At 42.8% G+C, this 16,814-nt stretch carries 10 protein-coding genes; 5 read left to right on the top strand and 5 right to left on the bottom strand.

The window, feature by feature from the left end; genetic code table 11:
• Positions 1-121: 121 nt before the first annotated feature.
• The 3 genes from D0S24_RS15865 to D0S24_RS15855 form a co-directional block, all read right to left on the bottom strand.
• On the bottom strand, positions 122-967 hold the full coding sequence (locus D0S24_RS15865) for a hypothetical protein (protein ID WP_117020797.1): 846 nt from the start codon (positions 965-967) through the stop codon (positions 122-124).
• 35 nt (positions 968-1,002) lie between these two features.
• Entirely contained in the window at positions 1,003-2,775 is a 1,773-nt protein-coding gene (locus D0S24_RS15860; RefSeq protein WP_117020796.1) for a RagB/SusD family nutrient uptake outer membrane protein, read from the bottom strand.
• Between the two features lie 130 nt (positions 2,776-2,905).
• Positions 2,906-6,151 carry a TonB-dependent receptor gene (locus tag D0S24_RS15855; RefSeq protein WP_220377774.1) on the bottom strand — a complete coding sequence of 1,082 codons (3,246 nt, stop codon included), beginning with the start codon at positions 6,149-6,151 and terminating at the stop codon, positions 2,906-2,908.
• A 163-nt stretch (positions 6,152-6,314) separates the two neighbouring features.
• Between D0S24_RS15855 and D0S24_RS15850 the strand changes: the two genes are divergently transcribed.
• A complete protein-coding gene (locus D0S24_RS15850; RefSeq protein ID WP_117020795.1) occupies positions 6,315-6,923 on the top strand; it encodes a TetR family transcriptional regulator in 609 nt (202 codons plus the stop codon).
• Here the strand turns inward: D0S24_RS15850 and D0S24_RS20945 are convergent.
• Complete coding sequence (locus D0S24_RS20945; RefSeq protein WP_147321471.1) at positions 6,914-7,171, bottom strand: CBU_0592 family membrane protein; 258 nt, start codon at positions 7,169-7,171, stop codon at positions 6,914-6,916. The two genes, D0S24_RS15850 and D0S24_RS20945, sit on opposite strands and share 10 nt — an antisense overlap.
• 389 nt (positions 7,172-7,560) lie before the next feature.
• Here D0S24_RS20945 and D0S24_RS21170 point away from each other — a divergent pair, with 389 nt between their 5' ends.
• The 4 genes from D0S24_RS21170 to D0S24_RS15825 all read left to right on the top strand — a co-directional run bounded on the left by D0S24_RS21170 (position 7,561) and on the right by D0S24_RS15825 (position 13,897).
• Positions 7,561-7,713, top strand: a complete 153-nt coding sequence (locus D0S24_RS21170) for a hypothetical protein (RefSeq protein ID WP_181938118.1) — start codon at positions 7,561-7,563, stop codon at positions 7,711-7,713.
• Between the two features lie 411 nt (positions 7,714-8,124).
• Positions 8,125-9,522, top strand: coding sequence for an efflux transporter outer membrane subunit (locus D0S24_RS15835; RefSeq protein ID WP_117020792.1), 1,398 nt, complete (start codon positions 8,125-8,127; stop codon positions 9,520-9,522).
• A 12-nt stretch (positions 9,523-9,534) separates the two neighbouring features.
• Complete coding sequence (locus tag D0S24_RS15830; RefSeq protein WP_117020791.1) at positions 9,535-10,743, top strand: efflux RND transporter periplasmic adaptor subunit; 1,209 nt, start codon at positions 9,535-9,537, stop codon at positions 10,741-10,743.
• Complete coding sequence (locus D0S24_RS15825) at positions 10,727-13,897, top strand: efflux RND transporter permease subunit (protein WP_251795805.1); 3,171 nt, start codon at positions 10,727-10,729, stop codon at positions 13,895-13,897. The genes D0S24_RS15830 and D0S24_RS15825 overlap by 17 nt, the downstream gene beginning before the upstream one ends.
• A 262-nt stretch (positions 13,898-14,159) precedes the next feature.
• Here D0S24_RS15825 and D0S24_RS15820 read toward each other — a convergent pair whose 3' ends face one another.
• Positions 14,160-16,562, bottom strand: a complete 2,403-nt coding sequence (locus tag D0S24_RS15820) for a transglycosylase domain-containing protein (protein ID WP_117020790.1) — start codon at positions 16,560-16,562, stop codon at positions 14,160-14,162.
• Between the last annotated feature and the right edge of the window lie 252 nt (positions 16,563-16,814).

The following is a 16,814-nucleotide window of genomic DNA, read 5'->3' as shown; positions in this document are numbered from 1 at the left end:
TTAGTATTTTATGTACCTATTGTGGTGACCATAGAATGGAATTAAGAACTTGAAAGAGAGATGTGATTTTCGAAAAAACCACATCTTGCAAAAACCAAATCCTGACCGGATCAACTTAATTTTATGGAATGGAAAATATATTCTGGGAGGTATACCAAAAAACCCAAGAACCTCCGGATTCATAATAAACATCTATGGAGACCAAAATTTCCCCCGTACATATGTTATACGTTCCCTGCCCATTTTGTCTAAATTCATACACATAACCATCATTATCCGTACCTGCAGGGTAATTACTAAATGTGGCTGTACCGGCAGTACCTCCTTCAACGGTCGGTGTCAGGGCTATACCAAGTTGGGCATTTGGAAATGTACCGTAATCGATCAGATCACCTGTCAGGGTTACCACATTGTCGGCCACTGCTCCCGCCACAGTATGGTTCCCTGCCGAACTAATTAAATTTGGAGCATCAAAAATACTTATGGTCTCACTACATTCATCATCCGTGATATTCATGGTAACCGATTTGTTGGATTGATTGACGATACCCACACCTATATCGATCAAAGGGTTGCTAGCGCTAACAATATCGATGGTCAAACTTCTGTCTTGATCGCTGTTCAATAAATTGTCCACAATATTGATAAGTAACGGTTCCGACCTTATTTCACCGGCCTTGAAGACTACAGTAGTAGATGCCACATCATAATCTATTCCTATTTGTGCGTTATTGGCCGTAACATTCACGGTAACGTTAAAGTCCTCCTCAAGTACACTACCATCATACCTAAGGTAAATAGGGTATGCTACCCCACTGTCCGTGGAATAGGTTTCCGGGACGGTAATGTCCGATGCTATAAACGAGACAAACTTGTATTGTTCAAAGTCATAGTGGCTTACGTCTTCCTCGCACCCAAAACTGATCAGGGCCATTAGGATAAATATTAGGGAATATATAGTTTTCATTGGTTCGTTATTAAAATTGAAAAATGTATCATTAATTACCAGCCCATTATTTGGACAAGTTTAGGGTTGAGTGCCACTTGATGGGCAGGAATAGGACGGTAATAGTATTTGGGTTCCACAAAACTTGGCCGATCCTGGGAGGTAACCATATTGCCAGATGTGCCGTTCGTCAAAAATAAACTGGCGTTACTGTCGCCAAAAAAACCGGCTTTGTAATAAATCAGATCAACCCCCAGGGAATTGGTTTCCTTTGGGGAAGGAATATCCTCATTACTGGAAATAATATGGATATCCAAAACCCCATCCCCCGTCATGTCATATTTCCCCAAGCCCGGAAAATAAAGTCCCTGTGGAATTTCTTCCAATACCTTTCCTGCATGCCACCGCATGAGATCATCAAATCGGAACGCTTCAGCAGCAAATTCTACACGTCTTTCCCTTCTAATTTCCAAAATCGCCCCTTTGTTGATACCGGATACGTTGGGAAAATTACTTTCGAGGGACGGATCTATACTGGCATTGGCTGTATTTAAATCCAAATTAGGCAATCCAGCTCTTTGCCTCAGTAAATTGACACTTATATCCAAATCATTTTGTTCAATATCTCCCAATTCGGCCTTTGCTTCCGCATAGGTCAAAAGCGCTTCCGCATATCTATATACAGCAACATCCACCCCTGCACTTTCAACACTATTGTTATACCCTTTAAGTTGATGATACCCCGTAAAATTTTTGTTCAGTTCCAGAATGTAAGGGTTTGTACTTCCCGCAGATATCCATCCAGGGTAGACAAAAGTTTGGGAAAGTCTAGGGTCCCTGTTCTGAAATTCCTCAACAAAAGTGAAGGTATCATACCCTGCCTGGTCGTTAAACCGAGTACCATCGGACATTAAATAAGAATCCATTAAGGCCTTGGCGGGACTTTGCTCATAATTTCCAAATACGGTATATTCTCCGCTGGTCTTCTTTTTGTCCACATCATATACGTTAACAAGAATTGCCTCGGAATTACCGGACAAATCTTCAGAGCTGAACAGGACAGCATAATCCTCATGAGGGTTTCCAGTATTATGGATCTCAAAATTCCCGGAATCCATTAATTCCTTGGCCGCATTTTGGGCCATTTCAAGGTATACGTTGGCAGTACCTTGTAAATTTAGCTCCGAATGGTATTTCCTATAGGTACCTTCATATAGGGCAATCCGGGCTTGGAGCATAATGGCCGACCACTTGTTGATGTTCCCATAGGCGACATCCTCCCGAATATGTTGGGAAGCAAATTGAATATCGCCGATAATACTATCCATGACCATAGCTCTCGAGTCCCGCGGTTTGTACAAGGATTCGTCCTCCGGGTCCAATGTTTTGGAGTACCAGGGAACATCGGAGTACCTCTTTACCTTGTCAAAATAAAATGCTGCACGATAATACTTTGCAAGGCCTTCAAAATGCATTTTGGCTTCCTCTTCAATATCGGCTTTACTAAAATTTTCAAGAAAAAAATTAATACTTCTTAACCTGCTCCAAGACCAACCAGAACTTATGTTCTCTGCGCTGGGACTACCAACTGTTATGTTCTTGATCTCTACCGCACCGGTCGTGGCCATGTCATCCGTACCCTGATCACTTAAGAACATCCCATAACCCGGAAGGGAATGCAGGCCATTGATATACAATTGCAGGTCCGATTCCGAATTGAAGAAATTATCCTTAGCTATAGCTGACTCAGGATTTGTATCTAAAATATCATCGTTGCACCCCACAAGTGCCAGTAAAAAAACTACTATTATTTTGTATGTATTTTTCATCTGTTTTTCTTTATTGTTTTTAATCGGTCAGATGTAATATCCAAGTAATTATTTTCGTCCCTATAATTATCGGGAAGTTTGAAGATTTTGCTAATGGATATTTCATTGTTTGTTTTTTTTGTTCAACCCTTTAAAAAGTAAGATTCATACCAACGGAGAACTTGCGATGAAATGGATACGCATACCCCCTTTCCCCGGTTGCTTCTGGATCTATATGTTTCTTTATAGTAGACCATTCATATATATTTTCACCTGTCATGAAAAATCTCAGTTTGGAAATATGCATTTTATCCAACAAATTTTTTGGCAGGGCGTAACCAATGGTTATGTTTTTAAGCCTCAAATAGGCGGCGCTTTTTAAATACTTGGTTTGGGGGATATCCAGCCCGGCCCCATAATTGGAATCGGCCAACCAACTTTGCAGTACGGGATATTCCGCATCGGTATTGGCATCGGCCAAACCTGCATCCAAATAGGATTGGGAATGCTGTGCCCTTAGGGCATCACTATCGGCAGAACCTCTATAGAAATCCAAGAGATGGGGGTACATATTGGCATAAGGCTGCTGATAGGCTCCCCAAAAAAGATAATTGGTAGGATAATAATCCATTTTACCCACCCCTTGCAAGAATCCGCTAACATCAAATCCTTTCCATGCCATGTTCATATTAAGACCTATCTGGTATCGAGGTCGGGAATTCCCTATTAATTTTAAGTCCTTGGGATCATTGGCAGACTCCCCCCGTAATATTTTTCCATCCCCGTCCCGATCTACATATTTGGGCCATCCCGGCACTATGGATAGGGCGCCCCAAGGCACAATGGCCGATTCATCGAGCGCGGCGATCTCCTCCTCTGTTTGGAAGAAACCATCATTTTCCAAGCCCCAGATCTCCCCAACCTTAGCCCCTTCCCGCCATTGGGAAAACAGTTGTCCATCATTGTCAAACCTCGTGATGGTAGTTTCATTGTCCGAAAGGACCAGGGAAGTGCCAAAATCGAAAGCGCTTCCCCCCAGCATAAAATTATTCTTGTAACCCAATGTAAATTCCCAACCGTAGGTTTGTAGGTCGGCTGCATTGGCACTGGGAGGGGCAGTACCCAATACCCCAGGCAGTTCCTGGCTAGGAGTAAGCATACCTATGGTATTCCTGACATAATTATCTACGGACAGATTGAGGGAGTTGTCAAAAAATCCCAAATCGACTCCAAAATTGGTGGTAACCACCTTTTCCCAAGTATAGGTATTGGGATTGATTCCCAATCCCGGTGCATAGACCGTTTTTGGGTATTCTCCATCTATCAAATAGCCGGATTGCCCGGTGGACATAGTGTTTATATGTCCATAATTACCAACATTCTGGTTTCCCAACGAGCCACTTGAAATCCTAAATTTTAAATGGTTTATCACATCACTTACCTCTTCGCTAAAACCTTTGCTCGCAATCCACGCCAATGAAACCGATGGGAAAAAGCCATATCTATCCTCCCTTGGGAACCTTGAGGAACCGTCATATCTCCCGTTCAGTTCCAGAATATAACGCTCCTTGTAGATATAGTTCAACCTGCCAAAGACCCCGTTCAAGGCCCAATCGGAATAGGCCCATCCAACTGTTTGTTCGCCTGTGGCCAGCGCAAGGTTCGGAAGATCTGATGAGATAAGATTATCCCTGTTGGCAGAATACCATTCGTATTCATTTACCTCTCTATTGTAACCAACAATGGCAGTAAAATTATGATTGTTAATTTCTTTGGCGTAGGTGGCATAAAGATTCAATACATTGTATTTGTTTTCCCCTAAGGCCTCATAAGCATAATCTTCGCTCACTTGTTCCCTTACATCGTTGGGGCCAAATCCTATTTTATACTTGGTACCATCCCAGTGCCTACGATCAAAATCCTTTTTAAATGTGTGTTCCGCAGTAAGGGTCAGGGCCTTGTCCAATAAATATAAATTTAGCCTGTTCGTAGTCTGGATACCGGTTTCGGTAATGGCCGTTTTACCACCGTCTATCATACGCGCAGCGGCAAATCCGGCATCGGTATTGGCCCAGGTGCCATCAGGATTTTTTACTACATCGGTAGGTCGAAGGTTGTAAATATTGGTAATCCCATAAGTAGGTAGGTTTCTATTGGTAAAAGTTAAAAAGGTATTGTTTTCAAAATCCATCCACTTATATGGGGTTATGGAAACTTTAGACCTAAGGGCATTTCTCTCCCAAGAGTCTTCGGCCAGTCTATTTAATCCGTTTTCAAGAGTGTGGTTAGCGGAAACATAATAGCTTATAACTTCTTTTTTTTCACTATCGGGATCCACTATTTCCTTTTTTCCACTTATCGAGATGTTGTGGTTTTGGGAAAAGGCAGCGCTATTAAAAAAGTACTTGTTCCAATTGGTATCTCCCATATACTGCCATCTATTAGGGTTCTGGGGATCCAATCTTACATTGGGCACAGTAGGATCTTCGGAACGGGCCTTGGCCCAGGCATAGGTTTCATCCGTATAATTTACATAGTCCCATGGGGTATTATTGGTGGCCGTGTCCAATAATCTGGAAAAAATGTAGGGGTCGGTTATTGGGTTCGGTGTAATGGTAGGCTTGCCCCAAATAAAGGAATTGGAATAGGTAATCTTACTTTGCCCTCCTTCCTTGGTAGTAACCAATACCACCCCAAATGCCGCTCTAGCTCCGTATATTGCAGCGGACGAAGCGTCTTTTAGTACGGAAATGGAAGCGATATCATTAGGGTTCATACGGGTGAGGTCGGCCTCGGATGATGGCACACCATCTATCATAATCAAGGGACTCCCACCGTTTATAGAGGTATAGCCCCTAATATTAATACTGGCCGTACTCCCTGGGGCCCCATTGGCGAAGGAAATATTTAAATTGGCCACAGTACCCTGAAGTCCCTGGGATACATTGGCAATTGGCCTGTCCTCCAATTGTTTCATGTCTACCACTGCCACGGAACCGGACAAGTTAATTTTCTTTTGGGTACCGTACCCAACTACCACTACCTCATTAAGCGCTTGGGAATCCGGGACCAAAAGAACGTTGATAGCAGAATTCCCATCTACATTCAACTCTTGGGCCTGGAAACCTATATAGGATACAACCAAAGTGGCATCATCTGCCGGAACATCAATACTGAAATTCCCATCAAAATCCGTTACGACTCCCGTTGTTGTTCCTTTTACCATAATACTTGCCCCGGGCAAAGGCTGGTTGGTTTCCGAATCCAAAACTGATCCAGAAATAATCCGTCCTTGGGCATAGGTAAAATGTCCCATAAGCAGCATAAAAACAAAGCCACAGAAGATTTTGAGACCAAATCTAGGATTGGCTAAGCATTGGTTCTTTTCTTTTTTCATAAAAACTATTTAAAATTTAACTATTTGGTTATGGTCAAATAAATCGTTGTTCCATTGAAGCAGAATAACAAAAACGAAAGTAACAAAATAAATTGATTGAATGACCAATCAATTTAAAATTTTTGTATTATTATTGTTAAGATTATATTAACTTGTGCAGCTCATGGGAAGAAAAAGTTTAAAAAAAGAGCGTCAATCGGAAATTATAGAAGCCTTCTACAAGGTGGCGCAAAAGGAAGGCCTGGAGAACGTTTCCTTGGCCAAAGTGGCCATGGAAATGGATGTGAACACTAGTTTGGTACTACATTATTTTAAGTCAAAGGAAGAACTTCTTTTCGGGCTGATCAATTTTATCCTCGAGCGCTACAAAAAACTATATACTTCAGAATATAATAAAGAAAGAAGTGGCTCCCGATTGATAAGTATTATAAATAATCTATTTTCCAGAGAATGGAACGAATTAATAGACGATGGGGTATTTTATAGCTGTTTTGCCTTGATATTTCGGGATGAAAAAATAAAATCGGCCTATAAGGAATTGCACGATTATTTAAGATTATTACTCTCGGAAGTTATTGAAGAAGCCAAAAAAAATGGAGAGGTCAATGTTCATTGTTCCAAGGAAACGGCAGATTTAATCTTCGTCTTGGTAGAAGGCGCATATTACTACCTTTCCCTGTTTAAACCAAATGAGGAGTACTATGAAAAGCTGGAAAATTACAAGGAGGCAGCCATAGACATGCTTCAATTCAACCCAACCTCCTACTCCTGATCGGCATCCCTATTTCTTACTTGAATTTTAACAATGGCAAATACCCCGATAAAAATCCATATCAGGTTCGTAAAAAGATTGGGCCTATCCTGGGTATCGTATGCACAAATAAGCAAACATATACCCCCTACAACATTCATCAATTGATAAAGCATGCTTCTAGCACTAAGTCGGTTAATACTCAACAGGAAATAAGAAATAATGAATAAGGCGGAACCTGTCCACCCAATGATTTCGAATATTTTCACTTGGCTCTATTTTAAATCGGCAATATAATTCGAATTTTCAGAATTAATACTTTCCATGTTTCCAGTATCATAAAACACTATTATAATATACCCTTCAGAATTCTAAACCGACCCATTCGGTCAACCTTATAAAACCAACCCTTTGGAGACGGCGATGAACAGTTTACTTTACCATTAGGTTCTGTGGCCTCCTGCTCCATTTCCAAAAAAGTCAGGAAATTTATTTTAATGGAATACATAGCATTTCCATTGTTCACCAATGGATTCATGGACCTACTTCGCTGGTGGCCCTAAGGGATTTGAAGGCCGGGAGATATTTTTCAAAGTTGCCGTTGAAGAATAAAATTGTCCATACAACACCAAGACAAAACAAACTAAACTATTATACAATGAAACAACATAACTGCCTGCCCGCAAAGGAAGGGGTTGTGGAACGGAATGGAATTCCTTGTCAAGGACTGGATGCAAAGTGGACAGAAGGCAGTAAGCAGTTTGCAAAAAAACCGATTTCCCTGTGGACTATCAAAGCTTATGGAAATTAATCACGGTAATTATTGGGAGCAGACCGGCAAAGGCAGGCCTGCCCGACAAAGTTCAGGCACGATTTTAACCATTAACTAGTATTAGCTTAACTGAGAAATGACTACTCGACTACAACTAGAAGTAACTATCTATTGTCCGGTCGAGCGGAGTCGATACCTGAATTCACTAAAAAAATATTTAACATATCACTCCAAAATAAACCAAATATCTCCCAAAAACCCCAACCAATAAATCAAAAAAGAAATAGTTCAAACCCAATTGGTATAAACAAGCCACCAACTAATTTCCTTAATAGATTTTTAACAATTAAGATTTCATTAATACTAAAATAGCGTTAAAATAAGTATTTTAGGAAAAACCAATACAAAACCTTGCCGTTGCACACTCGACCCACTTTTCTAAAGTTAAAAATGCAATTCAGCCCAATAGGAATACAAAAAACCATTTTATTTTGTTTTTCCATAATCGTCCTGTCCTTTTATAGTTGTTCCCCTAAATTTTCCAATATAGCCCTGCCCATAAATAATTTAAAGGAATTCCCCAACCAAGGAACGGATGTTCTGGAAGACAAATGGTGGACTGCCTTTAACGATAAGCAACTGAATATGCTTATCGATTCCGCATTGAAGTCCAACCTGAACCTAGCCGCTACTTGGCAGCAATTGTTGGCGGCAAGGGCCATAGTAACACGTGAAGGCGCCAATAAATGGCCACAAATTGAAGCTAGTGCCCAATCGGCCATAAATTTACCGGAACCCGATTTTGTAGGTGGGGAAAACACCCAGTTGGGTCTGTCCGCCAATTATGAACTGGATTTATGGGGCAGGATACAAAGTTCGGTACAGGCCGAAAAATTCAGGTCGGAGGCCAGCTTTTATGATTACCAAACCGCAGCAATATCCCTTTCCGCTGAAATTGCAACAACTTGGTACCAACTCATAGCAGCAAAAAAACAACTGCAAATTACCTTGGATCAAATTGCCACCAATGAGGACATTATTAGCCTAATTAGAACGAGGTTTGTTGGGGGGCAGATCAGGGCAGTGGACATTCTGAGACAAGCGCAGTTATTGGAAAGTACCAAAGAACAACGGATTATCTTCGAAACCAATATAGCCCTCCTGGAAAATCAATTAGCGGTACTTTTGGGAAAACAACCACAAATTAAGGTCGCTTTTGAAACCACGGACTTACCCAAACTACCAGAACTTCCACAGGCCGGTATGCCCTTGGAACTTATTAGGCGTAGACCGGACATACAACGATCCTACGCGCTATTATTGGCGGCAGATAGGGATATGGCCTCCGCAGTGCGCAGCAAATACCCCAGAATATCCATAAGTGGTAGGGGGCAACTACGATCCAACAGTTTTCAAAATCTCTTTGACAATTGGGCCTATACCCTGGCCGGAAACATATTGGCCCCCCTATTCTATGGCGGACAGCTCAGTGCCGAAGCGGACAGGACCCGGGCCATTAAGCAACAACGAATTTTGCAATACGGACAGACCACATTGGAGGCATTCCAAGAAGTGGAAAATGGACTGATACAGGAATTAAAGCAAAAGCAAAGGGTAGACAATATTGGGAGACAATTGGAATTGGCACAAAAAAGTAACAGACAACTGCGAATAGAGTTCCTAAATGGATTTAGCCCCTACCTGGACGTTCTCATCGGTTTGGATGCGGAACAACAGCTCCGAAGGGATTATGTAGCCTCCCAACGACAATTAATTCAAATACGAATTGCATTATATAGGGCCTTGGCAGGTGGTTTTGAAACCGAAAGAGAGATTGACAATCAATAGAAATTTAACTTTATGAGCAATAAAAAAATACTGTGGATATGTTTGGCTATACTCCTTATCGGGATTGCTATCACCACCCTAATATTTTATACGGAACCGGAGGCAGAGACCGAAGGGGCAAGTATAGAAACGGCCATCCTTGTGGATGTGATTCCCGTAAAAGTGGATTCATATGAACCCATCATAGCGGCAACGGGAACAGTGCAGGCAGTAGAGGATATTACCCTAAGTCCGTTGGTCCCAGGGCAGATAATACATAGGGATCCCGCCTTTACGCCAGGGGGCTTTGTTAAAAAAAATCAGCCACTGCTACAAATAGACCCCTCGGATTATAAAAATACCCTGGCACTTAGAAAGAGTGAACTACTACAGTCCCAGACTACCCTGGACACCGAAATGGGCCGACAGCAAATAGCGGAGCAGGATTTAAAGCTTATAACCACAGATTCCCTTTTTAAGGACAGTCCGTTATCCGCAGAGGAGCGGCAACTAATTTTACGACAGCCCCAACTTGATGCCGTTAATGCCACCATTGTAGGTGCCAAAGCTTCGGTGGACCAGGCACAATTGAATTTGGAAAGAACAACCATCCGTGCTCCATTTGATGCACATATTCTTAGCCAGAACGTCACCACAGGTTCCCAAGTTGGTCCCGGGGATGATTTAGGCCGTCTCGTTGGTACGGAATATTACTGGGTTACCGCAACCGTACCCGTTTCCAAACTACAATGGCTGCGCTTCCCTGAAAACGATAAAGAGAAGGGTTCTACGGTGCTTATCAAGAATTCCACGGCCTGGCCCGAAGGTCAGTATCGTAAAGGTTATCTGGACAAACAGATCGGTGCCTTGGACGGGCAGACCCGCCTCGCCAGGGTATTGGTAAAAGTTACGGATCCCCTGGCCAAAAATACCGATTTGAAAGATAGCCCCAAACTCATGATAGGGAGTTTTGTTGAAGTGGATATTCTAGCCGATACATTGGACGGTGTAGTTCGTCTAAGCCGGGACCATATTAGAAGTAACGAAACCGTTTGGGTGATGAAGGAGAGCAAATTGGAAATACGCGAAGTTGATATCGTCCTTACGGACAATGAGTACGCCTACATCCGTAAGGGCTTAAAAGAGGGGGACAATGTCGTTATCACAGATTTGAGTACGGTAAGCAATGGAATTGGACTAAGAACACGGTCGGAAAGTTCCGAAAATGAACCGACACAATAAATGGACCATGGACAAAACGGAGGAAAGAGAAAATAAAACACCAAGAAAAGAAGGGGCCATTGCCTATATGGCCAAGAACTCCATTGCCACCAACCTACTTATGTTGGTGCTTCTCGGCGGTGGAATTTTCACCATGTTCCAAATACAAAAGGAAGTATTTCCTGAATTTCAGTTGGATTTTGTTGAGGTTTCGGTGGCCTATCCAGGTGCTTCACCGGCAGAGGTGGAACAGGGTATTCTGCAACCGGTAGAAGAAGCCGTTAGGGCAGTTCAAGGCATCAAGGAAATTACTTCCGAAGCCAATGAAGGTTCCGGACAGATTCTTATTGAACTTGTTGCCGGATCGGAACGTATGAAGGCCTTCCAGGACATAGATCAGGCCATTAACCGCATACGCACCTTCCCCGATGATATTGAACAGCCCATAGTAAGTCTACAATCCCGTCAACGGGATGTGCTTCAAATCGGTTTATATGGCAATTCGGACATTTGGACGCTACGCCAACTGGCCGAACGCCTCCGGAATATCCTTCTCAGCAATCCCAAGATTACGCAGGTGGAATTGGGAAATGTACCCGACTATGAAACCCGAGTGGAAATACCCCGTCATAATCTACAAAAATATAACCTGACCCTAGGACGGGTAGCGGACATTATAGAACAAAGCAGTAGTGATGTACCCGCCGGGGCGGTACAGACCCAAAGCGGGGAAATATTGCTGCGGATGCAGGAGCGAAAACAGTGGGCCAAAGAATTTGGAAATATCACTGTGGTCACCTCTGCCTCAGGGGCCAAGGTTAACTTGAACGATATTGCCACCATCACCGACGGTTTTGAAGAAACCGGATTTCACGGACAATTCAATCAGGAAAACTATGTAGAACTCCGAATTTTCCGAATTGGGAATCAGTCCCCCCTGGAGATTGCCGATGCCGTGGAAGACATTATGAAGGATTTTCAATTGCCCCCAGGAATTAAACTTCGTACAGATAGCAATAACGCCGAGGATTATCGGGAGCGACTATCCCTGCTAACAGAAAATGGGGTTCTAGCCATTATCATTGTACTGCTTATATTAACCTTATTTTTAGAGTACCGTTTGGCCTTCTGGGTAATGGTCGGTATGACGGTTTCCTTTATAGGAGGAATGATATTCCTGCCCCTGATAGGTATCAGTGTAAATATGATCTCCATGTTCGGCTTTTTGGTCGTGCTCGGTATTGTGGTAGATGATGCCATTGTGGTAGGGGAAAATGTCTACGAATATCGTCAGAAAGGCTTAAGCCCCATCAAAGCTGCCATTGAAGGAACCAAGGATGTTTCACAACCTGTGGTCTTTAGTATTTTGACAACCATTATTGCTTTCGTACCCCTCTTGTTCATGCCCGGTGAAACCGGAAAATTTTGGCAACCCTTACCTGCTGTAGTAATCGTTATTCTAGGGGTTTCATTACTGGAGGCTCTATTTATTTTGCCATCCCATTTGGCCCATCTAAAAAAAGAGACCAATAAGAACAAATGGGTGAAAAAGCTTGAAGGGTGGCAACGTTCATTTGCCAACGGTTTTGACCGTTTTATAGAAAATCGATATCGCCCGTTGTTGGACAAATGCCTACAACACCGATACATAACCCTTACAGCAGCGGTAGTACTATTGCTCATTGTAGGTGGTTATGGCTATAGTGGGCATATGGGAATGATCATGATGCCCGAAGTGGCGGCCGACGAAATAGAGGCAGGGGTACGTTTACCTGTTGGCACAACTCCGGATCAGGCGGCCAAAGTGGCACATGCCATCTCCAATTCCACCCAGCGCATGTTCGAGGAACACAATCTTTATGAAGTTGCGGAAGGAATTAAGACCAATGTACGGGGACAAAACTTTATAGACGTTGAAATTGTAATGTTGCCCCCGGACCAAAGGGATATAACGGCCGCCGAAGTCATTTCCCTATGGCGCGATAACATTGGGGATATTGAGGGCGTTGACCAAATAACCTTTGAAGCGGAACGAGGCCCCGGAGGCGCAAGGCAGGACATTAGTATAGATCTTAGCCATTCAAATATCAAGGTGTTGGAAAAGGCCAGTGAAGCATTTGTGGAGAGGATGAAAGCGTTTTCCAATACTAGGGATGTTACGGACAACTACAACAAGGGGAAATTGCAGCTCGACTTTAAATTATTGCCCCAAGGTAGGAGCCTTGGACTTACTTCGGACGAGGTAGGACAACAGGTTCGGGATGGTTTTTTTGGAGCATTGGCAATGCGGCAGTTAAGGGGAATGAACGAAATTGAAGTACGGGTAAAACTGCCGATGGAAGAACGAAAGAATATCAAAAATTTGGAAGATTTCCTGATACGCACCCCCAATGGAATGGAAGTTCCCTTAATGGATGTAGTAAAGGTAGAACAGCGGGAGGCCTTTAGCAGTATCAACCGTAGGGACGGCCGCAGAATAGTCAATGTTGGTATGGATGTGGAACCGGCCAATACTGTTACCAGGGTCATCAATATGGTGCAGGAAGAAACGCTGCCACAATTACGGGCCGATTTTCCCGGAATCACTTGGAGCTTCGAAGGAGGTCAGGCAGATATGAGGGAAAGTACCAGCACACTTAGGGCCGGGTTCGCCATTGCTATGGGCCTAATTTATGTATTGCTGGCCATAGCCTTCAACAACTACGCCCAGCCCTTGATCGTCATGACCGCCATTCCATTTGGTATTGTAGGTGCCGTTATAGGCCATATCCTGCTTGGCTACGACCTCTCTCTGGTAAGTTTAATGGGGGTCATCGCATTATCCGGAGTGGTTGTCAATGACTCCCTCATCATGATAGACTATGCCAACAAACGGCGCAAGGAGGGCAACCCTATTTACACCTCCATACACGAAGCGGGCCTTAGAAGGTTTAGACCAATAGTACTAACTACCATGACCACCTTTGGCGGTCTGGCTCCAATTATCCTTGAAACTTCCAGTCAGGCCCATTACTTAATCCCCATGGCCATATCCTTGGGTTTCGGAATCGTATTTGCCACCACCATCATTTTGGTCATAGTTCCTTGCCTATATTTAAGCTTGGAAGACATAAGGCTGCTCATTGAAAAAGGTAGAACGGTAAGACAAATGGACGTATCCAACACCAAATACTAAGAAAGAAAGGTACCGGCAACCAAACCAATATGCAATGAAATTACTGGCCCTTCCGGAAGGCAAAGGCAGACAAGGGATGGTAGGCAGGGAGAAAGTTGAATGTTCAAAGTTTGAAAGTTGAAAGTTTGAAAGTTGAAGGCTCAAAAAATCTCAATTCTAACATCTAGTATCTAGCATCCAGTTCATTGCTTATAGCAAAAATATTATTAAAAGGGTTCCTTCTTCCATTCCCAAAAACAGATCCTTACAAGTAATTACTTCTTTAATCGACTTTTGTATTGGAAATATCGATATTGGGCAGGAGACTATCCTTTGCAATTGAATCCAGGGGCATTTCGCCGGGAACAATTCCTTGAACGGTGTCTATCTCTATGGGTTTATCCTTTAGTAGGGCAAGGGTATCCTTAATACGCATTTCCAGTAAATAAACAGAATCTGTTTGTGCCAGCCCATAAGCCTCCTTCGCACTTGATTCTACGAATGGCCTACAGGGAAAATAATCAAAATCGTACTCAAAATTGCTAAGCAACGGTCTTTTCCAATAGCTTAAATTTTTAAATATGGAAGCTACTATCGGCAGGGCGGTATTGGCCCCCGATCCCATACTGGTAGACGCAAACTGTACCCGTTTGTCAAAGGTACCCACCCAGGAGCCAACAACCAGTTCGGGAGAACAACCAATAAACCAACCATCGCCATTGTTCTGCGTGGTTCCCGTCTTTCCAATAATATTATAAGGAATCTTGTAACCCAACAACCGTGACCCTGTGCCATCCCTAATAACACCATCCATCATTTTTTGTAAGGCCTTTATATTTTCAGTACTGGCCACCCTTCCTTCATACCGTGGTTTTGCCTCATACAGCACTTTGCCATCTTCATTCTCTATACGATCTATGGCATAGGGTTTTATTTTGTTGCCTCCATTGGAAATACTGGCATATGCCGCTACCATTTCCAACAAACTTATATCGGCCGTACCCAATACAATGGAGGGCACATTGGGAAGTTCCGACATTATTCCCATCCTCTTGGCCTGTGCCAGCACCCTTTCCGTGCCGGTTCTTAGTTGCAGGGAAACCGAAACCGTATTTATGGAATTGGCCAAGGCACCATGCATGGAATAACTGCCCCCATATTTATTATTTGCATTTCGGGGTCTCCAATCCTCGTATTTGGAATAGGTCACTAGATTATTATCATAATAATTACAGGGATCCTCCCCTGCCTGCAAAGCGGTTAAATAGGTGATCGGTTTAAAGGTAGAGCCTACCTGTCTGGGCGTAACAACATTGTCTATTTGGCTAAACCCGTAATCGATACCACCTACGTACCCCATTATCCTGCCAGATTTACTACTTACCGCTATAACTCCCGCATGCAATCTATTGATACTTTTTGAAATGGAATCTTCCAATGACTGCATCTGCTCTTCAAATCCCTTTCCGATTACCCAATATTTTCTTTTTCGCTTTTTCTTGACCAAGACCGCTATTTCCTCTTCGGTCCTGCCTCTTTGCCGCATATTCCGTACTTCCCTATTTTGATTTACCAATTTTTGCAGCAACGCCTCCCTACCCCCCTCTGTAGTTGCCGCCGCCCAATAGGTATCCATAAGTTTTTGAAGATGGTCCGCCTGTCTATGCAGGGCAGCTTCCGCGTATTTCTGTATATTGATATTCAGGGAAGTATAAATATTTAGTCCATCCGCCTCCAAATCGTATATATGACCGTCGGGTGCAGGATTGTTTTTGGCCCATAAGTCGAACTCCATCGCTACATAATCCTTGAAGTAAGCGGAAAAGGAAGATACCTTCTTTGGGGTCTGATAATCCAATTTTAAGGGAACTTTGGCCTCTTCAAAAGTTTCAGGGACAATATAATTGTATTTAAGCATCTGTGACAGCACCACATTCCGTCTTTGCCGGGCCCTTTCCGGGAAATTTCTTGGATTGTAATAGGACGGGGCCTTCAAGAGCCCTACCAAAGTGGCGCTTTCCGATAAAGTCAGCTCCTCCGGGGCCTTATTAAAAAAACGAAATGCCGCCTTTTCAATGCCGTAGATATTTTCGCCAAAGGAAACCGTATTGAAGTAAAGCAAAATAATATCTTCCTTATCATAAATACTTTCCAGTCTTTTGGCTATGAATATCTCCCTAATCTTATTAATAGGTGTAGAAAGGAAGAACTGTTTCTCCCTTCCGAACAAATTTTTGGCCACCTGTTGGGTAATAGTACTGCCACCACCTGCATTTTGCTGTAAAATGATGGATTTTACCAACACCCTTACATAACTTTTATAGTCTATCCCGTTATGCTCATAGAACCGTGAATCTTCCGTGGCAACAAGGGCCTGCCTTAAGGCGGATTTTATTTGTGAACTATCGGCGTTCGATCGGTTTTGAAGGTAATAATACCCAATGGGCTCATTATTGGAGGCATAGATAGTGGAAGTAATCGGATTTTTAAGGCTTTTTAAATAGGCCTTGGTAGGCAATTTCCCAAAAGCGCCAAGATAAATGGCCAGAAAAAGTAAAAACAGACTACAAATTCCGATAATGGCCGCAAACAACAATGATTTAAAGGGGTATTGCCGAACGTAGGCGACAAACCTACGGAACCTTGACCAGACGGGCTCCAAAACATTTTTTACACCTTCAAACATTATATTAGCTTTTGATAAATTTCTATAAATCAACTACCCCTAGGCAAGCCCACAAGGTATTCAAACAAACTAAACATTACCCATTATGATGCAGAGCATCGGGGAATTATACCCATTTAAGGGATTAAAATTAGACTGCAAATAAAAATAATCCAATATTCATTATCCGCTGCCTTTTTCATCTTAAATATATTTCAAGGGAATTGCATTACATAATATTCAAGGGTACTATTGATTTTAATATCAGTATTA

Origin of the sequence: Arenibacter sp. P308M17, from assembly GCF_003426735.1 — a bacterium.
Classification (GTDB): Bacteria; Bacteroidota; Bacteroidia; order Flavobacteriales; family Flavobacteriaceae; genus Arenibacter.
This window is presented reverse-complemented; position numbering and strand designations above follow the sequence as displayed.